The 20,540-nt window shown below is 73.3% G+C and carries 17 protein-coding genes and 1 pseudogene; 10 read left to right on the forward strand and 8 right to left on the reverse strand.

From position 1 onward, the window contains the following. Both KME80_RS36600 and KME80_RS36605 read right to left on the reverse strand, forming a co-directional pair. A pseudogene (locus KME80_RS36600) lies at positions 1–520 on the reverse strand (hypothetical protein); the annotation flags it as partial. Positions 521–810: 290 nt separating this feature from the next. Beyond that, complete coding sequence (locus KME80_RS36605; protein ID WP_308126077.1) at positions 811–2,010, reverse strand: hypothetical protein; 1,200 nt, start codon at positions 2,008–2,010, stop codon at positions 811–813. 130 nt (positions 2,011–2,140) lie between these two features. On the opposite strand from KME80_RS36605, the gene KME80_RS36610 reads away from it, so the two are divergent. From KME80_RS36610 to KME80_RS36630, 5 genes are read left to right on the forward strand one after another with little or no spacing between them, the layout of a single operon-like run. After that, entirely contained in the window at positions 2,141–4,282 is a 2,142-nt protein-coding gene (locus KME80_RS36610; RefSeq protein ID WP_219511695.1) for a hypothetical protein, read from the forward strand. Between the two features lie 13 nt (positions 4,283–4,295). Then, entirely contained in the window at positions 4,296–5,273 is a 978-nt protein-coding gene (locus tag KME80_RS36615; RefSeq protein WP_246646357.1) for an AAA family ATPase, read from the forward strand. Next, positions 5,273–6,352: a DUF58 domain-containing protein gene (locus KME80_RS36620; protein ID WP_219511696.1), complete on the forward strand. Its 1,080-nt coding sequence runs from the start codon at positions 5,273–5,275 to the stop codon at positions 6,350–6,352. The genes KME80_RS36615 and KME80_RS36620 overlap by 1 nt, the downstream gene beginning before the upstream one ends. Beyond that, entirely contained in the window at positions 6,349–8,406 is a 2,058-nt protein-coding gene (locus KME80_RS36625) for a transglutaminase TgpA family protein (protein ID WP_219511698.1), read from the forward strand. Before KME80_RS36620 ends, KME80_RS36625 begins: the two co-directional genes overlap by 4 nt. A 5-nt stretch (positions 8,407–8,411) precedes the next feature. Continuing rightward, positions 8,412–9,365 carry a winged helix DNA-binding domain-containing protein gene (locus KME80_RS36630; protein WP_219511700.1) on the forward strand — a complete coding sequence of 318 codons (954 nt, stop codon included), beginning with the start codon at positions 8,412–8,414 and terminating at the stop codon, positions 9,363–9,365. Here the strand turns inward: KME80_RS36630 and KME80_RS52225 are convergent. Then, positions 9,362–10,945 carry a serine/threonine-protein kinase gene (locus tag KME80_RS52225; protein WP_219511702.1) on the reverse strand — a complete coding sequence of 528 codons (1,584 nt, stop codon included), beginning with the start codon at positions 10,943–10,945 and terminating at the stop codon, positions 9,362–9,364. The genes KME80_RS36630 and KME80_RS52225 overlap by 4 nt on opposite strands. Before the next feature lie 46 nt (positions 10,946–10,991). Further along, the gene (locus KME80_RS36640; RefSeq protein WP_219511704.1) at positions 10,992–11,690 is read right to left on the reverse strand and encodes a M50 family metallopeptidase; all 699 of its coding nucleotides are present in this window, start codon (positions 11,688–11,690) and stop codon (positions 10,992–10,994) included. A gap of 34 nt (positions 11,691–11,724) precedes the next feature. Here KME80_RS36640 and KME80_RS36645 point away from each other — a divergent pair, with 34 nt between their 5' ends. From KME80_RS36645 to KME80_RS36655, 3 genes are read left to right on the forward strand one after another with little or no spacing between them, the layout of a single operon-like run. Further along, positions 11,725–12,603 (forward strand): amidohydrolase family protein, encoded by an 879-nt coding sequence (locus tag KME80_RS36645; RefSeq protein ID WP_308126078.1) that lies wholly within the window; start codon positions 11,725–11,727, stop codon positions 12,601–12,603. A gap of 7 nt (positions 12,604–12,610) precedes the next feature. After that, positions 12,611–13,081, forward strand: a complete 471-nt coding sequence (locus KME80_RS36650) for a nuclear transport factor 2 family protein (protein WP_308126079.1) — start codon at positions 12,611–12,613, stop codon at positions 13,079–13,081. A gap of 8 nt (positions 13,082–13,089) precedes the next feature. Next, positions 13,090–14,205, forward strand: a complete 1,116-nt coding sequence (locus KME80_RS36655) for a magnesium and cobalt transport protein CorA (protein WP_219511708.1) — start codon at positions 13,090–13,092, stop codon at positions 14,203–14,205. A gap of 24 nt (positions 14,206–14,229) precedes the next feature. On the opposite strand, the gene KME80_RS36660 is transcribed toward KME80_RS36655, so the two are convergent. Continuing rightward, positions 14,230–14,982, reverse strand: coding sequence for an IclR family transcriptional regulator (locus KME80_RS36660; RefSeq protein WP_219511709.1), 753 nt, complete (start codon positions 14,980–14,982; stop codon positions 14,230–14,232). An 86-nt stretch (positions 14,983–15,068) separates the two neighbouring features. Here KME80_RS36660 and KME80_RS36665 point away from each other — a divergent pair, with 86 nt between their 5' ends. Further along, a complete protein-coding gene (locus KME80_RS36665; RefSeq protein WP_219511711.1) occupies positions 15,069–15,893 on the forward strand; it encodes a fumarylacetoacetate hydrolase family protein in 825 nt (274 codons plus the stop codon). Positions 15,894–15,936: 43 nt separating this feature from the next. Here the strand turns inward: KME80_RS36665 and KME80_RS36670 are convergent, their stop codons facing one another. From KME80_RS36670 to KME80_RS36680, 3 genes are read right to left on the reverse strand one after another with little or no spacing between them, the layout of a single operon-like run. Next, on the reverse strand, positions 15,937–16,110 hold the full coding sequence (locus KME80_RS36670; protein ID WP_219511713.1) for a hypothetical protein: 174 nt from the start codon (positions 16,108–16,110) through the stop codon (positions 15,937–15,939). Beyond that, positions 16,107–16,649 carry an MFS transporter gene (locus KME80_RS36675; RefSeq protein WP_219511716.1) on the reverse strand — a complete coding sequence of 181 codons (543 nt, stop codon included), beginning with the start codon at positions 16,647–16,649 and terminating at the stop codon, positions 16,107–16,109. Before KME80_RS36675 ends, KME80_RS36670 begins: the two co-directional genes overlap by 4 nt. A gap of 53 nt (positions 16,650–16,702) precedes the next feature. Then, positions 16,703–18,922: a thiamine pyrophosphate-dependent enzyme gene (locus KME80_RS36680; protein ID WP_219511718.1), complete on the reverse strand. Its 2,220-nt coding sequence runs from the start codon at positions 18,920–18,922 to the stop codon at positions 16,703–16,705. A 198-nt stretch (positions 18,923–19,120) separates the two neighbouring features. Between KME80_RS36680 and KME80_RS36685 the strand changes: the two genes are divergently transcribed. Next, positions 19,121–20,464: a hypothetical protein gene (locus tag KME80_RS36685; protein ID WP_219511719.1), complete on the forward strand. Its 1,344-nt coding sequence runs from the start codon at positions 19,121–19,123 to the stop codon at positions 20,462–20,464. Positions 20,465–20,540: the final 76 nt, after the last annotated feature.

Raw genomic sequence — 20,540 nt, forward strand, 5'->3', positions numbered from 1 at the left:
ATAGCGGTACCGCTATCGACGGCGGCGCAGGGCGGGCGGCGGCGACGAGGTCGGCGTCGGCGACGACCGTGAGGGCCCGGCGTTCCGGCTCGGGGATGCGGCGGACCAGCTCCTGGAGGACGGCGTGGGACTCGACCGGCCACAGGGCGCAGCGCGGCCCCAGGGAGACGATGCCGTCGGACATCGTCACCCAGGCCGAGTCGTGCAGGCGGCGCAGCGCGCCGATCGCCCAGTTGCGCATCAGGTCGTCGGTGCGGCCGATCAGCGCGCGGTAGGTGTCGAGCACGCGCTCCAGCGGCGCCGGGTCGCCCGGCCACGGGTCGGTCGCGTGGTCGCTCCAGCAGCACTTGAGCACGGCGGCGAGGACGCGGCGGGTCTCACCGGAGCGCTCCACGGGCATGGGCGGGACCTGGTGCTCCTCCAGGAGCGACGGCGTGACCCCGTCGGGCCATACGGGGAGTGCCTGGCCGGTGGAGTCGGGCCTGGTCAGCCGGGTCATCCCGGCGGGGGCCGCCTCCATAGCGCCCAACGTCAGCGGTCCCTCGACCCTGGCCCGCGCATGCGCCACCGCACCGGCCGTCACCTGCGACGCTGCCTTCAAGGCCGTGCCTCCCGCCCGGCGCCCCTCCCGAGGGGGCGATCCGGCCGGCGCGCGGCGGCCGTCCTCGGAGGAGGGCCCGGACAGCGTACGGCCCCCGTCCGGGGAGGACCATCCGGGCGTCGTACGGCGCGCGTCCGACGGGGACGGGCCGGTGGCCGGAGGGAGCGGGTCCGACGGTGGGTGGTCGGCAGGGGGCTGGGGCGGGGTGGTCATGGGGTGCGCTCCAGGTGGCCGTGGGAGAGCCAGGCAGGCTCGCGGGACGGGTCGATGGTGAGGCCGTCGGACCAGGCCAGCCGGTAGGGCAGTTCGGGACGCAGGTCGATGCTCGTCAGGTCGGCCAGCAGGCGCCGGGCCGAGGGCCAGTCGGAGTCGATGACGTCGGCCAGCGCGACCCGGGAGGCGCCGCCGAGCAGGGACTCGGCCAGGGCGGTCAGGCGTTCGGCGGCGGCCGTGGGTGAGGAGTCGAGCGAGCCTTCGGGGCCGGGGTCGGGCAGGGTGGAGCGCGGGGGAGTGGGCTGGGCGGGGGCGGGGCGCGGGGCCTCGTCGACGGCGCGGGCGATGGCGGCGGGGTCGTGCCAGGGCGCGGGGGCGTCGAAGAGGAAGCCGTCGAGCACGGCGGCGAGCCGCTCCCTGGACGCCGTCTGGGCGAAGGTGCGCCACGTCTCGGTGGGCAGGAGCGTGAGGTTGCGGGTCGTGCCCGCGGAGTCGGCGAGCCGGCCGGCGGCGCGGCGGGAGGCGTCGCTGTAGGAGTAGATGGCGGCGCGCAGGTCGGTGCAGACGCGGTCGAGCTCGGGCCAGCGGGTGAGGATGGTGCCGTGGAGGCTCTGGGCGCGGTGCGCGATCTCCTCGGTGCCCCACAGCTTGGGGGCCTGCTCGCGCAGCTCCTCGATGGTGCCGGTGGTGAGCGTGATCAGCTCCAGCGCCCACAGGCGGAAGGCGCGGGCGAGGTTGACGGCGCTCTGCCGGGCTTCTTCCATGGTGGTGCGCGGGTCGGCGACGTTGAGGTCTTCGAGGGCGAGCAGCCGGTGCATCTCCGACTGGCCGCCGTCGTCCATCATCCGCCTGATGAACATGAGCCCGACGACGCTGGTGAACGACGCGCGGTAGCGCAGCTGGTTGGGTTTGGGGAAGACCTCGCGGATGGCGCCGAGCCCCTTGAGGACGCGCAGCCGGTTGTCGAACTGGTCGGCCGGGTGGGCGCGGCAGGCGAAGCGCATCTGGTCGTGCGTGAGCCATTCCTCGCCGGCTTCGGCGAACGCGGCGAACAGCGTCTCGGCGATGTCGACGAGCGCGGGGTCGTCGACCACGGCCCCGCTGTCGCGGGCCAGGGCCGCGAACATGCGGCGGTAGGTCGACAGCACCGCCTCGTCGGTGAGCGCGGAGTCGAGGGTCAGGGGCTGCTCTGGCACGCGCACTAAGGTACGGCCTCGCGCCGACATTCCTTGCCCGCATGCGCGTGCTACCGGGGCACGCTAGGGTGACCCCTGATACATACGGGGGCAAACGCACAGTAATCAGTACGACGGAGTGAGTAATCGCATGCGCGTACTCCGAGGCGATCGGGCGACGGCTCTGATCGCGGGGGCGGCGGCGGTCATCCTGGCTGGGGCGGCGGCGTTCTTCGGTGTGGGCGTGTCGAGCGCCAACCCGAAGCTGGCCGACGTCGGAGCCTGGCTGTGGACCGCCGCGCGAGGCAAGATCGTGCACGTCAACGGCCTCTCGGGGGAGGTCGACGGCTATCTCGACGACAAGGCGGGCAAGCAGCTCAAGGTTGTCCAGGACGGCTCGCACGTGCTGCTGGTCGACGAGCGCACCGGCTACGTGAGCCGGATCGAGCCCAGCCAGCTCACCGTCACGCAGTCGCGCGACTTCGGCGCGGCCGGCGTGCAGCTCGCGCTGTCGGGCGACACCGGTTACGCGGTGAACCCGAAGGGCGAGGTCCAGCGGATCGACCCGCTCACTCTCAACACCGTGGGCGCGCCGCTCGCGCTGCCCGGCCCGCTGGGCGCGGCCCGCATCGACGGCGCCGGCACGCTGTGGGTGCCCGTCACCGCCAAGGGCGAGGTGGTGCCGGTGTCCGGCGGCGTGGCCCGTACGCCGGTGAAGGTCGGCGAGCCCGGCGAGGAGCTGGCCGTCACCATCGCGGGCTCGGTCCCGCTGATCGTCAACACGCGCGCCGCCACGGCCACGCTCGTCGGCGCCGACGGCGGCGTGGGCGAAATCCTGTTGCCGAAGGAGGTCGCGCAGGCGGCCGAGGGCGGCGTGCTCACCCCGGCCGGCACCGAGGGCCCGCTGGTGCCGGTGCTGACGGCGGGCGACTCGGGGCTGCTCGTGGTGATCGACACCGCGTCCAACTCGGTGCTCACCACCCGGTTCGAGGCGTCCGACCCGGCCGCGCTCGGCGTGCCGCAGGTGCTCGGCTCCAAGGTGTACGTGCCGGACCGCAGCAGCGGCGCCCTGATCGTCTGGGACAGCGCCGACGGCGGCCGGCCCACCACCCTCCAGGTGGCGCAGGGCCCCGGCGAGGTGGAGGTGTTCGTCAAGGACGGGCTGCTCTGGGCCAACGACGAGAACGGCGACAAGGCCATCGTCATCGACCCGGAAGGCCGCAAGCACGACATCGACAAGGACGACTCCGACGTCCCGGGCCCGACGAACACGCCCAGGCCCAAGACGCCGAAGCCGGAGCCCACGCAGACCCAGGAGCAGGAGCAGCCCGCCACGTCCGAGCCGGACCCGCGTCCCACCCGGACGGAGGAGGTGGAGGCCGAGCCGGACCCGGAGCCGACCCGTACGAGGACCAGGAAGCCGGTCGCGACGCCCACGCCGACCCCCACGCCCACGCCCACGCCGTCCGCGACGCCGCCCGGCAAGCCGGGGGCCGTGACCGCCAGGACCGGGCCGGGCCGGGTGGACATCAGCTTCAGCCCGTCCGCGGGCGGCGAGGTGGAGCGCTACACGCTGAAGGTGGACGGCGGCGACGGCAGCGTCACGCCGCAGCAGGTGGACGCGGGCGGGCCGTTCCGGTTCGAGTTCACCGGGGGCGACTGCGCGGGCGAGTACACGTTCACCGTCGTCGCGCACTGGTCCGGCGGCGAGGTCGCGTCCGACCCGAGCGCCGGGGTCAAGCCGTGCGTGGCGCCTGGCCCGCCGTCGGGCTTCGCCGCCAAGGCCAAGAACCGGGGCGCCGACCTGAGCTGGAGCGCCCCGGAGAACGCCGGCCAGGACGTCACGTACGTGCTGTCGGGCGCGGCGGACAAGGACGGCATCAGCGGCACCTCGTACGGGGTCGAGGGCCTGAAGAACAACCAGAAGCACACGTTCACGCTGAAGGCGAAGAACGCGGCGGGGGAGAGCCAGGAGGCCGTCACCGCCGAGGTGGACCTGGCCTACCCGAGGCACGCCTACCAGAACGCCTACAACGACGAGACCAACACCAAGATCAATTCGTGTGCCACGGGGAACTGCCAGATCGGCCAGATCGACAAGGGGAAGTACCTCAGCCTGACAGTGATCTGCCAGGAGAAGGGCATGTCGGTCAGCGAGAAGCAGTCCGGGGAGACCAGCGACATCTGGAACAGGATCGAGTGGAACGGCGGCGTCGGCTACATCAGCGACACCCTGATGAAGACGCCGCGCGGCGGCTTCCCGGCGGCCCCGCTCTACGAGTGCACCGACTGAGAAGGGGACTCGGTTGACGCATTACAGCCATGAGCAGCCCGCGCAGCTCGCCGGCCAGTTCGCGCAGCGCTTCCAGCTGCTCGCGACCAACATCGAGCACGTCATCCGCGGCAAGCGCGAGGCCGTCGAGCTGGCGCTGATCTGCCTGTTCGCCGAGGGGCACCTGCTCATCGAGGACGTGCCGGGCACCGGCAAGACGACGCTGGCCCGGTCGATCGCGGCCAGCGTGGACGCCGAGTGGCGGCGCGTGCAGTTCACGCCCGACCTGCTGCCCAGCGACATCACCGGCGTGTCGATCTTCAACCAGGCGCACCAGAAGTTCGAGTTCCACCAGGGGCCGGTGTTCGCCAACATCGTGCTCGCCGACGAGATCAACCGCGCCTCGCCGAAGACGCAGGCGGCGCTGCTGGAGGTCATGGAGGAGCGCCGCGTCACCGTGGACGCCGAGCCGCACCCGGTGCCCCGGCCGTTCCTGGTGGTCGCCACGCAGAACCCGGTCGACATGGACGGCACCTACCCGCTGCCCGAGGCCCAGCTCGACCGCTTCCTCATGCAGATCTCCGTCGGCTACCCCGACCACGCGTCGGAGGTGCAGGTGCTCAAGGGCATGCCCACCGGCCCGCAGGTCGAACGGCTGCCGGTCGTCGCCCGCGCCTCCGACGTCGCCGGGATGATCGACTTCGCGACCCGCATCCACGTCGCCGACCCGGTCTACGACTACATCGTGGCGCTCTGCGCGGCCACCCGCACCAGCCCGCACCTGCGGCTCGGGGCGAGCCCGCGCGGCAGCCTGGCCCTGCTGCGGGCCGCCCGGGTCAAGGCCGCCGCCGCCGGACGGCACTACGTGGTGCCCGAGGACGTCAAGGCGCTGGCCGTGCCCGTGCTGGCCCACCGGCTGATCCGCACGCCCGAGGCCGAGCTGCGCGAGGTCACCGCCGCCGGGGTGCTCGGCGAGCTGCTCGCCGGGATGCCCGTGCCCCAGGCGGCCTAGTGCTGACGCCGCTCGGCTGGGGGACGCTCGCAGGCTCGGCCGCGCTGTACGCGGCCGGGTTCGCGCTCGGCTACCCGGAGCCCGTCGTGCTCGCCACCGGCGGCCTGCTCGCGCTGGCCGCCGCGCTCGCCTGGACCGCGCCCAGGCCCAGACTGGAGGTGCGGCGCGAGGTGACGCCGCTGAAGGTGCCGCGCGGCGAGGCCGCCGTCGCCGTCCTGCACGTGCGCAACCTCGGCGGGCGGGGCCTGAGCGGGCTGCGCGCCCACGACCGGATCGGCGCGTCCGAGCACGCCGTGGACCTGCCCCGGCTGCCCAGGGGCGGCGCCAGGACCGTCTCGTACCCGCTGCCCACGCAGGTGCGCGGCGACATCCCGATCGGCCCGCTGACGCTCGTGCGGGCCGACCCGCTGGGGCTCACGCGCCGCGTCAGGGAGTACGGCGAGGCCGCGAGGCTCCTGGTCCGCCCGCGCACGGCCGCCCTCACGGTGCCGCCGTCCGGCAGGGCGCACCACCTGGAGGGCCCGGCCAGCGACAACGCGCCCAGCGGCACCGTCACCTTCCACACGCTGCGCGAGTACGTCGTCGGCGACGACCTGCGACACGTCCACTGGCGCTCCAGCGCCCGCACCGGCACGCTCATGGTCCGCCAGCTCATCGACGCCAGCCTGCCCACGACCACGGTCGTCCTCGACACCCGCGACCTCACCGAGCTCGCCGTGGACGCCGCGGCCTCGGCGGCCGTCGCGGCGGCCGGGGCGGGGTTCCCCGTCCGGGTCGTCACCGGCGACGGGCCGGTGGCCGAGACCAAGTCCGACGGCGAGCTGCTGCTCGACCGGCTCGCCCTGGTCGGCCCCGGCACGACGGGCGTCACGGAGGCGATGCGGCTGGCGCGCGGCGGCGGTTCGCTCGTCCTCGTCACCGCCGACCCCGCCGAGGCGGGCCGCGTCGCCGGTGTCCGCCGCCGCTTCGACCGCGTCATCTGCGTGTACGTGGGCGCGGGAGCCGTCAGCGCGCCCGGCGTCACCGTGATCCCGCTGGCCGAGCTCGACGCGCTGCCGCTGCTGTGGGGGGCCAGATGACCCCGGCGACCCCGACGACCTGGCACCGGCTCGCCGGTCTCGCGCTCGTCGCCGCCCTCGCCGGGACCGCCGGGTGGGGGTTCCACCGGGTGTTCGCCGGCACCGGGCTGATCCTCGCGCTCGTGCCCGCTGCCGTCGCTCCCGCGCTGGTCGCGGCCCTCACCCGGGCCCGGCCGCTCTGGCTGGCGCTGCTGCTCGACGTGGTGCTGTGGTTCGCCGGGACGATCCCGCTCTACGGCGGCCCGGCCCCCGGGGTGTTCGCGGACGTGGCCAACGCCTGGCAGGGGCTGCTCACCACGCTGCTGCCCGCCCCGCCGGAGCCGCGCCTGCTCGTGCTGGCGCACACGCTCGTCTGGGCCGCCGCCGTCATCGGCGCCGAGGTGCTCAACCGCACCCGCACCCGCCTGGCCGCCGCCCTTCCGGCCCTGGTCGTGTACGGGGTCGCGCTGCTGCTGGGCGTGGACGGCGAAGGCTCCAACCTGCCGGTGGCCGGCGCCCTCCTCGTCCTCGTCGTCGCCCTCGCGCTGGTCAGGGAGGGACGCCCGGCGTTCTGGCTGCTCGCGGGCGTGCCCGCCGGGGCCGCGCTGGCCGCGCTCGCCCTGGTCGCCGGGCCCCTGCTGCCCATCGCCGCCGAGCCGTACAACCCGCGCGAGAACGCCGAGCTGCCACCGCCCCGCCGCGTCGACAGCGTCAGCCCGCTCGACCGCGTGTCGGCGTGGCTGCAGATGCCCGACCGCGACCTGTTCACCGTCAAGGCCGACAAACCGCTCAACTGGCGGCTGGCCGTGCTCGACCGCTACGACGGGGTGCGGTGGACGTCCGCCGCCCGCTTCCAGCCGACGGGCGGCCGGGTGCCCGAGGGCGAGTGGGACGGCCCGGCGGAGACCGTACGGCAGAGCGTCACGTTCAGCGGGCTGCCGGGCACCTGGCTGCCCGCGGCCGAGCGGCCGGTCGAGGTCACGGGGGTGCGCGAGCTGGCCGTCGACCCCGGCAGCGGCGCGCTGATCGCCGAGGTGAAGCCGGGCAAGGGCTTCGCCTACCAGGTGACCTCGCGGGTGGCCAAGCCGTCCAAGCAGGACCTGCTCGACGCCGCGCCCGTCGCCGACGCGTCGCTGACCGCCTTTCCCGCGGGGCCGCAGCGCAAGCTGTTCACGGAGCTGGCGCAGGAGGCGACCAAGGGCGCGGACGCGCCGATCAAGCAGGCGTACCGGCTGCAGAGCTACCTGCGGGCCAACGCCGGGTACGACGTCACCGCGCCGCCGGGGCACTCGCTCAAGGGGCTGGAGTTCTTCCTGGAGACCACGCACCGGGGGACGTCGGAGCAGTTCGCGTCGGCGTTCGCGCTCATGGCCAGGACGCTCGGGCTGCCGTCGCGGGTGGTGGTGGGCTTCCGTCCCGGCGAGGCCGGTCCTGACGGCGTTTATCACGTTAAATCGGGACATGTGATGGCATGGGCGGAGATCAAGTTCGACAAGCTCGGCTGGCGGCCCTTCTACCCCACACCCGGCCGGAGCGGCTCCAAGGACGACCACGACGTGGTGTCGTCCGCCATCCAGGAGAGCGAGAAGCTCGCGGGCGAGTTCACCCAGGGCGGCACCAGCAAGCCCAAGCAGTCGCGCCCGACCCGTACGGGGACCGGCGACGCGTCCGAAGGCGGCCTCCCGCTCTGGCTGATCGCCCCGGCGGTCCTCGCCGTGCTGCTGGTGGCGTACCTGGGGGTGGCGGCGGCGCGGCCGTGGTGGCGCAGGCGCGCCCGCCGCAACGCCCCCGCACCGGGGCAGCGGGTGCTCGGCGCGTGGCGGCAGACCTGCGACGACCTGGGGCTGCGCGACGCGCGTACGCTGACCGCCGAGGAGGTCGTGGCCCGCTCCGGCGCCGTCAGCCCCGACCTCCGGCCGCTGGCCGACATCACCAACTTCGCCCGCTACGCCCCCGAGGACATCGGGTCCGCCGCCGCCGACGAGGCCTGGCGGCGCAGCGACGCCGTACGCCTGGCCGTACGCGCCCGCACCCCCGTCACCGCCCGCCTCCGCGACCGGCTCCTTCTACGATGACCGGCATGCGCAGCGTGGAAGCCCAGCTCCTGCACCGCCCGCCGGGACTCGGCGCCGGCGACGTCGTCCGTCACCTGCTCGCCGTGCAGGCCCAGGACATCGTCTCCGCCCTGCTGGCCTTCCGGGCACGCTCGGCGACCCTCGCCCGCGCGGACGTCGAGGCCGCCTGGCACTCCAGGGAGATCGTCAGGACGTGGGGGCCGCGCGGCACCCTCCACTTCGTCCACCGCGACGACCTGCCCTGGGTCCACGCGCTCACCCGCAACGACACCGCCGCGCGGCGCCGCCTGGCCCAGGAAGGCGTCACCGGCGACGACCTCCTCCCGCTGATCGGCCGCGCGCTCGCCGGCCAGGGCCCGCTCACCAAGGCCGACCTCGCCGAACGCCTGGCGGGCCGGGCGAGCGGCCAGGGCATCGTCCACCTGGTCGCGCTCGCCGCCCACCACGGCCTCGCCGTCCTGGGCCCGCCGCGCGGCGGCAAGCCCACGTACGTGCACGCCGCCGACTGGCTCGGCGCGCCCGTCACCCCCGAGCCGGACCGCGACCGCGCCCTCGCCGAGCTGGGCCTGCGCTACCGCCGCGCCCACCACCCGGCCGGGCCCGAGGACCTGGCCGCCTGGTCGGGCCTGCCCCTCGGCGACGCCCGCGCCGCCTGGCGCGCCCCCGCGCCCGCCGCCCCCGCCCCGCAAGAGCCGGTGGTACGCCTCGCGCCCGCCTTCGACGAGTATCTGCTGGGCTGGAAGAGCCGCGACCCGATCCTCGCGCCCGAGCACGCCCGCGCCGTCTTCCCCGGCGGCGGCGTCCTGCGCCCCGTCGTCATCGCCGGCGGCCGGATCGCGGGCACCTGGACGCGCAAGGCCGCCGCCGTCACGGTCACCCCGTTCGCCGACCTCGTCGACCCGGGCTCCCTCGATGCGGAGATCGCCGACGTCCGCCGCTTCCTGGACGCGGCGGGCTAGCTCGCCGGGCGGGCGCCCCTGATGCAGGCGGGCTTGGACCAGGCCACCGTGCTGCTCTCCGCGATGTCCAGCGGGACGCCGACCACGAAGCAGTAGCCCTGGTCCGGGTCGAGGCCGCCGATGCGGGCCGAGGTGGCGCCCGCCTCCACCGGGGTGAGCGGCTGGCCGCCCTTCTCCACCGGCGAACGCTGCACCACCACCGGGTAGCGGCGGGCCTTGGCGGTCAGCGCCCACGACAGCTCGACCAGCGCGCCCCGGTCCGAGGTGACCTTCACCTGGCGGGGGGCCAGCGCGGCGACACTGCGCCGGTCGATCGTGGGAGCCTCCGACTGTGACTGGGGCTCCGACGTGCCGGACCGGGCCGTGGGCAGCGTGGCCGGAGGGTCGGCGCGTTGCAGGGAGAGCCACACGGCCAGGACCGTGCCCGCCACGGCCACGGCCGTGACGCTCGCGGTCACCGCCACCTTGACGCCCAGCCGCGAGGTCCGCTGCGGGGGAGGGGGCTCGTACCCGGCGGGACGGGTGACGCGCGGGGCCGCCGACTGCTGCCACGCCGTCGCGCCCCCGGCCCCGCTCCCGGTCCCGGTTCCGCCCGGCGCCCCCGGACCCGCACCGGGCGGCGGACCGTACGACGCGGGCTGCGGGACGGTGGGCTGCGGGACGACGGCATGGGGGGCGGCGGCCTGAGGGACCGCGACCTGAGAGGCGGCAGGCTGAGGGGCGGCGGGCTCGCCGAGGAGGTCCGTCACCGGCAGCCCGAGCTCCGCCTGCACCTGCCGCAGCCGCTGCCCGAACTCGCGCGCCGACCCGTAACGCAGCTCCGGCTGCTTGGCCATCGCGCGCAGCACCGTCCGCGTCACCACGGGCGGCACGTCGGGCCGGTCGATCGGCGGCGGCTCCGCGCTCAGCACCCGGTACATCAGCGGCGCGATCGACGGGTCGGTCGGGCTGTGGAAGGCGGGCTGCCCGGCCAGCAGGTGGTAGAGGGTCGAGCCGAGCGAGTAGACGTCGGTGGACACCGAGTGCGGCTGCCCGGTCAGCACCTCGGGCGCGGCGTGCAGCGGCGTGAACGCCTGGGAGGTCGCGGAGATCTCCGCCGAGTCGACGACCCGGGCCACGCCGAAGTCGGCCACGGCCGGCTCCCCGTAGCGGGAGATGAGGATGTTCTGCGGCTTGATGTCGCCGTGCAGGACGCCCGCCTCGTGCACGGCGGCGAGCGCGCCGGCGAGCTTGACGCCGGTGCGCAGCACCTCGGCCACCGGGAACGGGCCTTCGTTGCGGAGCTTGTCGCGCAGCGAGCCGTTCTCGAAGAAGTCCATGGCGATGTACGGCTTGCCGGAGCGGGTCACGCCGGTGTCGAAGACCGTCACCACGTTGGGGTGGCCGGTGAGGCGGCCGGTGAGCTGGAGCTCGCGCTGGAAGCGGCGCATCGTGCGCTGGTCGACGCGGTCGACCGACAGCACCTTCAGCGCCACGACCCGGTCGAGGCGCTCCTGGTAGGCGCGGTAGACGACGGCGAACCCGCCCTGGCCGGCCTGATCGAGTACCCGGTAACCGGGCGCGTCCTCGACTGGCAGCACAACTTCCCCCCTGTCACGGGAGAGTTTAGTGTGAAATTTCGGGACGTCAGAGTGGATTCATCAAGTAGCCGCCGGCCACCACCGACGCCCCCGCCACCAGGAGGAAGAAGAACACGTAGAACCCGCCGGGCAGGAACGTCAGCCGCGCGAGCTGGTCGGCGTCGGAGTCGCGCGCCTGCCGCCTGCGCCGCTTGCGCTGCAGCTCCACGATCGGCCGCACCCCGCCGAACAGCAGGAACCACGACACCCCCAGCGCCACGCCCTGCTGCACCCCGGCCGGCGCGTACATGACCAGCGCGAACACCGCCCCGCCCGTCACCAGCAGGATGAGCGCCCCGTACAGGTTGCGGACGAGCAGCAGCATGCACACCAGGAACGCGAGCATCCCCCAGACGAGCAGCGTGATGCGGCCCTGCTCGGTCAGCCAGGCGGCGGCCAGCCCGAGCAGCGACGGCGCGAGGTAGCCGGCCAGCGCGGTGAGCACCATGCCGGGCCCGGTGGGCCGCCCCCTGGTCAGCGTCACGCCGGAGGTGTCGGAGTGGAGCCGGATGCCCTCCAGCTTGCGCCGGGTGAGCAGCGCCATCACGGCGTGCCCGCCCTCGTGGGCGATGGTGATCAGCCCCCGGGACAGGCGCCAGGGCGCGGTGAAGGTGACGATCGCGAGTGCCGCCAGCCCGGAGACGGCCACGATCCACGGATCGGGGGCGTCCTGGACCTGGATCAGCTGAGCCCAGAGCTTGTCCATCGAGGAAAAACCCTATCCATGTATGGTCACGACTGTGCTCACAGAACATGATTCTGCGGTTCCGGGGTGGTGGCGGGCGCTCGGCCTGCCCGGCCTGGTGGACCTGCACGTGCACTTCCTGCCCGAGCGGATGGAGCGCCGGGTGTGGCACCACTTCACCCACGGCGGCCCGCTGATGGGGGACGGCTGGCGGATCACGTACGCCTGGCCGGTGGCCGAGCGGGTGGCCCGGCTGCGCGAGCTGGGCCTGCTCGCCTTTCCCGCGCTGGCGTACGCGCACCGCCCCGGCATGGCGGCCGACCTCAACGGCTGGACGCTCGGCTTCGCCTGCCGCACGCCCGGCTGCGTCCCGTCCGCGACCTTCTATCCCGAGCCGGGCGCCGAGGCGTACGTGCGGCGGGCGCTGGAGGAGGGGGCGCGGATCTTCAAGGTGCACCTCCAGGTCGGCGGCTTCGACCCGCGCGCCCCCGAGCTGGAGGCGATCTGGGGGCTGCTGGCCGAGGCCGGGGTCCCGGTGGTCGTGCACGCCAGCGCCGTCCCGGTGCCCGGCGGCCACCTCGGCGCCGGGCCGATCGGCGACGTGCTGCGCCGCCATCCCCGGCTGCGAGTGGTGATCGCGCACCTCGGCATGCCGGACTACGAGGCGTTCTTCGAGCTGGCCGGGCGCTACGAGCGGGTGGCGCTGGACACCACGATGGCGCTGACGGACTTCGCGGAGTTGGGCATGCCGTTTCCTCGAAGACTTCTCCCGGCCCTGCGTGATTTCGGAATCGCTGGGAAGATTGTCCTCGGCAGTGATTTCCCGACCATCCCCCATCCGTACGCCCACCAGCTCCAGGCCCTCGACCGGCTCGACCTAGGCGACGACTGGCTGAGAGCCGTGTGCTGGAGCAACGGCCTGACCATGATCTGATATCAGGGTGAACGATCCGCACGTGGCGCTGATCAGCGCTTTCTACGAGGCTCTGGGCCGCGCCGACTACGCGGCCATGCGACGGTGCTACCACCCGGACGTGAGCTTCGGTGACCCGATCTTCCAGGAGGTGGAGGGCCGCGAGCGCGTGATGGCGATGTGGCGCCTGCAGCTCGGCGTGCGCGACGGCCTGGCGTCCACCTACCGTGACGTGCGGGCCGACGAGTTCTCCGGCAGCGCCCACTGGACCGCCCGCTACACCTTCCACCGCACCGGGCGGCTGGTGGTCAACGAGATCGACGCGCTGTTCCGGTTCGAGGACGACCTGATCGTCCGGCATCATGACGAGTTCGACTTCAAGCGCTGGTCCAGGATGGCGCTGGGGCGGCCGCACGGCCTGCTGTTCGGCTGGACCCCCATGTGGCGCAAGACCATCAGGGACCGGGCCCAGCAGGAGCTCGACAACCTGCAGACCTAGGAGGTGGCATGGCGAAGGTGAAGGGGTTCAGACGCGGCGGGGGCCGCGAGGAGGCGCCCGAGCACTCCATGGACCCGCGAGCCGGGGAGGAGCCGCCCTACCAGCCCACGGTCATCAACAACACGATCTACCGCGACGGGCGGATCGTCGCCTGCCCGGCCTCGCTCGCCGACGCGTTCGCCCACCTCAAGGAGAACCCCGGCGACATGGCCTGGATCGGCCTGTACCGCCCGAAAGAGTGGGAGCTGGTCAAGCTCGCCGAGGAGTTCGAGCTGCACGAGCTGGCGCTGGAGGACGCCATCGTCGGCTCCCAGCGGCCCAAAGCCGACCGCTACGGCGACACCCTGTTCGTGGTGCTGCGCGCCGCCCGCTACCTCGACGACGTCGAGGAGGTCGCGTTCGGCGAGCTGCACGTCTTCGTCGGCCCCGACGTGGTGATCACCGTACGGCACGCCGAGGCGCCCGACCTCCAGGCCGTGCGCAAGCGCATGGAGTCCGACCCCGACCTGCTCCGGCAGGGCCCCCAGGCCGTGCTGTACGCCATCCTCGACGCGGTCGTCGACGGCTACGCCCCCGTGGTGGCCGGGCTGCAGACCGACATCGAGGAGATCGAGGCGCAGGTCTTCGGCGGCGACCCGGCCGTCTCACGCCGCGTCTACGAGCTGTCCGGCGAGGTCATCGAGTTCCAGCGGGCCACCGCGCCGCTGTCGCGGATCATCGACGGCCTCATCGCCGGGGCCGACAAGTACGGCCTCGACGACGAGCTGCGCAGCTACCTGGGCGACGTGAGCGACCACGCCATCACCGTCAACGAGCGGCTCGGCTCGTTCAAGCAGCAGCTCCAGAACATCCTGCTGGTCAACTCGACCCTGGTGAGCCAGGCGCAGAACGAGGAGATGGCCAGGATGACCCAGGTCAGCATCCAGCAGGGCGAGGAGGTCAAGAAGATCTCCGCCTGGGCGGCCATCCTGTTCGCCCCGACGGTGGTGGGCGGCGTCTACGGGATGAACTTCGACGTCATGCCGGAGACGCACTGGGCGTTCGGCTACCCGTTCGCGATGGCGCTCATGGTCGCGAGCTGCGTGACCCTCTACGTGATCTTCAAGAAGCGCGACTGGCTGTGAGCGCCAGGGCGGCGTCGCGGCTGATCAGTCGGGGAAGGCCGTGAGCGCGCGCTGGGCCTCGGCCACCGTGCCCGCCAGCTCGGCCGCGAACACCGGCACCCGGTCGGCGGCGAACCGCGTGGTCGGCACCGAGATCGACAGCGCCGCCACCGCCGTCCCGTTGCCGTTGCGCAGGACCGCGCCGATCGCCGACACGCCCTGCTCGGTGCCCTCGACGTTGAGCGCGTAGCCGCGCGCCCTGATCTCGTCGAGCTCCCGCAGCAGGGTGGCGCGCTCGGGCCCAGGCAGGTCCGGGTAGAGGCCGAGGACGTCGTCGCGGGGCAGCGTGGCCAGCAGGGCCTTGCCGCCGGACGCGCCCCGGGCGGGCAGGATCGTGCCCCTCCTGTCGCCCACGTGCAGGATCTGCGACGACTCCACGCTGTCGAGGAAACGCGCCTCCGTGCCGATCCTGACCATGAGGTTCACCGTCTCCTGCGTCCGCGCGCACAGCGCCTCCATCGCGGGCCGCACCAGGGCGCGCAGCTCACGCAGCGCCGAGTCGCCGGGGTGCGCCTGCCGGGAGGTGAGGAAGGGCCCGGGCAGATAGGTGTGATGCTCGTCCTGGACGGCGAAGTCGCGATAGACCAGCATGGCCAGCAGGCGGTGCGCGGTGGAGCGGGCGATGCCCAGCTCCCTGGCCACGTCGCTGACCTTGAGCCGCCCCTGGTCGCGCAGCATGTGCAGGATCAGCAGCACGTTGTCGACAGAGCCCAGCGGGTAGGCGGGCCTGTTCTTCATACCAGAATGCTAGTGCGGGACCCGGAATCCGGGGCCTAGCGTTGGGCCCGTTCGAGGGACTGCCCCACGATCGGGAGGGAACCTGCGTGAAGCTCGCCACCCTGCGCCTGCCGCGTCGTACCGCCGCCGTGCGGATCGACGGCGATCTCGCCGTCGAGGTCGGCTCGCCCGACGTCGGCGCGCTGCTCGCGCACCACGACTGGCGCGAGCGGGCGTCGGCCGCCGACGGCGCCCGTCACCCGCTGACCACCGCCGACCTGGCGCCCGTCGTGCCGCAGCCCGGCAAGATCATCTGTGTCGGGCTGAACTACCGCGCGCACATCCTGGAGATGGGCCGCGAGCTGCCCGCGTATCCGACGCTGTTCGCCAAGTTCGCCGACGCGCTGATCGGCCCGTACGACGACATCGAGTTGCCGGCCGTCTCCGACGCGGTCGACTGGGAGGCCGAGCTCGCCGTCGTCATCGGCGCGGACGTCCGTCACGCCACGCCCGAGCAGGCCGGGGCCGCGATCGCCGGCTACGCGGTGTTCAACGACGTGAGCGTGCGCGACTACCAGAACCGCACGGCGCAGTGGCTGCAGGGCAAGACGTTCGAGGCCACCACGCCCTTCGGCCCCTACCTGGTCACGCCGGATGAGCTGGAGGAGGGCGGGCTGGCCATGCAGTGCGAGGTCGACGGGGAGGTGGTGCAGCAGGCCGACACCGCCGACCTGGTGTTCCCGCCTGCCGAGCTGATCGCGTACATCTCGGGGATCGTCACGCTGCGGCCGGGCGACGTGATCGCGACCGGCACGCCCGGCGGCGTGGGCCACGCCCGCAGGCCGCCGCGCTACCTGGGCGACGGCAGCAAGCTCGTGACCCGCATCGCCGGCCTCGGCGAGCAGGTCAACACCGCGCGCCGCCTCGGCTGACCCGGCGAGCCGGCGGCTACGCGGCCGCCGGTGGGGTGACGCGCTAGGGAACCGGGTCGCGGTCGCGGACGAAGCAGAGCAGGACCGCGCCCGCCAGCCGGATGCCCATCAGGTCGGTGGCCAGCCCGACGAGCGGCTTGCACGCCACGGCCACGACCGCGAACATCACGACCACGGTGCCCGCCGTGACCGGGTCGACGCCACTGCCCTTGATCATGAGCGTGTTGGACCAGGTGACGAACCCGTACGTGCCCCACAGCGCGCCGAACCCGGCCAGCCCGAGCAGCAGCAGGTCACGGTCGGCCAGCAGCGGCCGGGGGTCCGGCCGCCCCGCCCGCCCGTCCCGCGCTCCCGGCCGGGGAACCAGGTAGCGACGAGCTTCAGCCCCGCCGAGTAGTCGGCCCCGGCGAACAGCCCGATCAGCCCCTGGAGCGCGATCCCCGCGCCCGCCGACCGGCTCGACCCGAACGCCAGCATGCCGCCGCCGGTCACGAGCAGCGACCCCGACAGCACGGCCCGCGCCCCGACCCGGTCGGTCAGCGCCCCGCCCGCCACGTTGGAGATCACGTAACCGGCGTAGTAGGCGGTCGCGAACACGCCCAGCCCGGCCAGCGACATCCCCAGCCCCTCGCCCACCGCCACCGCCGCCGGCCCCCAGGCGGACCGGTCGAGCGACGTCATGGTGAACGACGCCCAGCACAGCAGGAGCACCACCCACCGATACCCGGGGGCGCGCGACAGCGAGCGGGCGATCACGCTGAGTCATTCTGCTATACCCGCAGGTCACAGGAGAGCGGCCGGCCCGGCGATCAGCTGAGGAGCTTGCGGGCCGCCTGTTCGATCTCCTCCTCCGACAGCAGGACGTGCCGGGCCGCGTCGCCGAGCGGAATGAAGCTGTCGGACGAGGTCACGCGGGCGATCTTGCCCTCGAAGCCGGCGTCGAGCAGCTCGGCCACGATGCCCTCCGACACGCCGCCGGTGTGCCGGGTCTCGTCGGCGATGAGCACCTTGCCCGTCAGCTCCGCGGCCCGCAGCAGGTCCTCCACCGGCAGCGGGGCCAGCCAGCGCAGGTCGAGCACCCGGCAGCTGAACCCCTCCTGGGTGAGCCGCACCGCCGCCCGCAGGCTCATCCGCAGCCCGTTGCCGAACGTGACGATCGTCAGGTCGCGCCCCTCGCCGTAGGAGCGGGCCCGGCCGATCGGCACGTGCGTCTCCGCCCAGCGCGACGGCGGCGCGTACGGGGCGAGCCAGCCGCCGTCGCCCTCGTCGAACAGGTCCTTGGTGTGGTAGAGCGCGATCGGCTCCAGGAAGACGCAGACCGATCCCTGGGTACGGGCCGCCGCCAGGCAGGTGCGCAGCATCGAGGCGGCGTCGTCGGGGCGCGACGGGGAGGCGATGACGAGCCCCGGGATGTCGCGCAGCGCGCCCACGGCGTTGTCGTTGTGGAAGTGGCCGCCGAACCCCTTCTGGTAGGCGTAGCCGGCCACCCGCACCACGAGCGGGTTCGGGAAGGCGCCCTGGGAGAAGAACGACAGCGTGGCCGCCTCGCCCCGGATCTGGTCGATGGCGTTGTGCAGGTAGGCCAGGTACTGGATCTCCGGCACCGGCAGCAGCTTCGACACCCCGGCGCCGAGCGCCAGCCCGAGCACGGCCTGCTCGTCCAGGTGCGTGTCGAACACCCGGGTGTGGCCGAAGCGCTTCTGCAGCCCCCGGGTGACGCCGTAGACGCCGCCCTTCTTGGCCACGTCCTCGCCGAAGACCATCATCTCCGGGTAGACGGCCAGCGCGTCGGCGAGCGTGCGGTTGATCGCCTGGCAGAGCGTCACGCCGCCCTCGGACTCCGGCAGCGTCCCGGCGAACGCCTTCTCCCGGATCGACGCCTCCGCCGCCACCGGGCTGATCTTCGCGATCAGGTCGGCCTGGCGGGGGGCGATCGGCGCCATGATGTCGCGGGCGGAGCCGAGCCGCGGGGTGCGGGTGGTCTCCAGCGCGATCCGCAGCACGTGCTCGCGCGACAGCTCGTAGCGCGACAGCAGCTCCTCGGGGGTGGCCTGGCCGGCTTCGACGAGCAGCCTGGCCGTGGCCACCAGCGGGTCGCGTTCCAGGTCGGCGCGGATGTCCCGCTGCGTGCGGTAGGCCAGCTCGACGTCGGAGCCCGCGTGCCCCATCAGCCGCACGGTGGACAGGTGCAGGAACGCGGGGGAGCGGTGGGTGCGCACGTGCTCGGCCGCCTGCCGCGCCACGTCGTACGCCTGCGCCAGGTCGCAGCCGTCGGCGGCGAAGTACGTGATGCCGGGGCGCCGGGCGGCGGCCTCCACCCAGCCCTTGGGGGTGCGGACGCTGATGCCGATGCCGTTGTCCTCGCACACGAACAGGATCGGCAGCGGCTGCCCCTGGAAGGTGGCGTAGGCGGCGGTGTTGAACGCCGTCAGCGCCGAGGCGTGGTTGGCCGAGGCGTCGCCGAAGCTGCACACGGTGATCGCGTCCTCCGGCCACGCCGAGGGGGCGCCGAGCGCGCGGGCCCGCTCGATGGCGAACGCCACGCCGACGGCCCGGGGCAGGTGGCTGGCGATGGTGGACGTCTGCGGGATGACCGCCAGGTCGGGGTGGCCGAACACCTTGTGCCGCCCGCCCGCGATCGGCTCGTCGGCCGAGGCGGTCAGGCCCAGCAGCACGTCGCGGATGCCCTGCTCGGGCAGCCGCCCGGCCTGCTCCGACCGGGTCAGGTAGAAGGCGCCGGAGCGGTAGTGGAGCAGGGCGGGGTCGCCGGGCCGCAGGGCCGCGGCGACGGCCGCGTTGCCCTCGTGACCGGCCGAGCCGATCGTGTAGAAGCCCTCGTCCTGCTCGCGCAGCCAGCGGGCCGCGATGTCGAGCAACCGGCTGTCGACCTGCCGCTTGTAGAGCCTGCGGCACTCCGCGCCGGTGAGCGTGGTGCCGTCGCGGACGGGGTCGGCGGGATCTCGCGCCGCGCCGCCCTCAAGAGCCGTAACCGCCTGGATGAAATGAGTCTCAACAGTGTCGCGCGCCACAAAGCCGATTATGTCTGTCCGCGTGGCGTCCGTCTGCCAGTCGGCGTGGACAGGTGCTGGACCGGTCCGATTGACCCCTTTCTATAACAGCTTGTCAGAATTCTGAACTTCGGGCGTCCGATCCTCGTCTACTGGTAGAAGCACGTGGCACCCTCAATGCCGCGTTGAAACCCCTGGGGTATCCAGAAAGGAACCCGAATGTTACAACGCACCCGCGTGGCCGCCGTCGCGCTCGCGGTCGGCGCCGGGGCTCTGGCCCTGACCCCGACGGCGTCGGCGGTGGCCGAAACCACGGCGGAGACCATCTCCCGGGTCGACGTCAGCCCGTCCCCCGTGGTGATCTTCGACAAGCCCGTCAAGGCGACGTTCACGTTCACCACCAAGGGCGCAGGAAAGGCCGAGTTCCAGCTCAAGGCCCCCGGCGACGCGGGCGTCTTCACGCCCGTCGAGGTCAAGCCGTCGCCCCACGGCCAGGAGACCAGGTGGACGGCCACCAAGGAGTTCACCGCCGCCAACGCCGGCGTCTGGAACTTCCTCGCCATCGCCGGAGACGCCTCCGCCAAGGGCACCTTCCAGGTGAAGAAGGCGCTCGGCACCAAGGTGGTGGAGTTCGACGCCGACCCCGACCTGGTCGAGAAGGGTGACCGGCTGAGGGTCTCGGGCAAGCTCGAGGCCGAGGGCAAGGCGTACGGCGGGCAGAAGGTCACCATCACCTTCCGCGCCCGCGGCACCGACGCCTTCCGGCACGTCACCACCGTCACCACCCGCCGCAGCGGCTGGTTCTCCGCCCACGTCCGGGCCGGGGCGACCGGCTGGTGGCGGGCGGAGTTCGGCGGCAACGCCGAGGCCAGGTCCTCCGTCAGCGACACCGACCGCGTCTCCGTACGGTGGCGCGACCGGGACAGCCGCATCACCGGCTTCAACGCCTACCACGAGCCCGTCACCCGCGGTGACCGGCTCAGCTTCACCGGCACCCTCCAGGTGGAGGGCTGGCGCGACCTGCCGGGCGAGCGCGTGTCCATCATGTTCAAGGAGCACGGCTCCAGCCACTGGCGGCGCGTCACCAGCGACGTGACCGACAGGGACGGCCGCTTCTGGGCACGGGCCACCGCGTACGACTCCGGCTGGTGGCGCGCCGAGTTCGACGGCGCCCGCGGCGTCGACGGCTCGGTCAGCGGCACCGACTGGGTCCGCGTCGTCGAGCCCACCCCGCCGCCGGCGGTCAAGGCCGACACCCGCGTCATCTCCTTCAACGCCTACCCGGAGCCGGTCAAGCGCGGCAAGCACCTGAGGTTCCGGGCCAAGCTGCAGGTCGACGACGAGGGCGACTGGGACGGCTACAAGGGCAAGGTGCGGCTGTACTTCAAGCCCTCCGGGTCCGCGAAGTACTCCTACGTCAAGTCCACCTGGTCCAACAGCAGCGGCAAGATCTACACCAAGGTCAAGGCCTGGAAGTCGGGCCGCTGGAAGTTCGTCTACCAGGGCGACGACGACACCTACGGTGACACCAGCGGTTCGGACTACGTCCGCGTGAAGCGCTGACCGTCCGGCCCGCCTGACCGGCAGGCGCGAGGCCCGGGACCGCCGCGGTCCCGGGCCTCGTCCTTTGCCCAGAGTG

Source organism: Nonomuraea ceibae, assembly GCF_019396325.1.
In the GTDB taxonomy this organism is placed as follows: domain Bacteria; phylum Actinomycetota; class Actinomycetes; order Streptosporangiales; family Streptosporangiaceae; genus Nonomuraea; species Nonomuraea ceibae.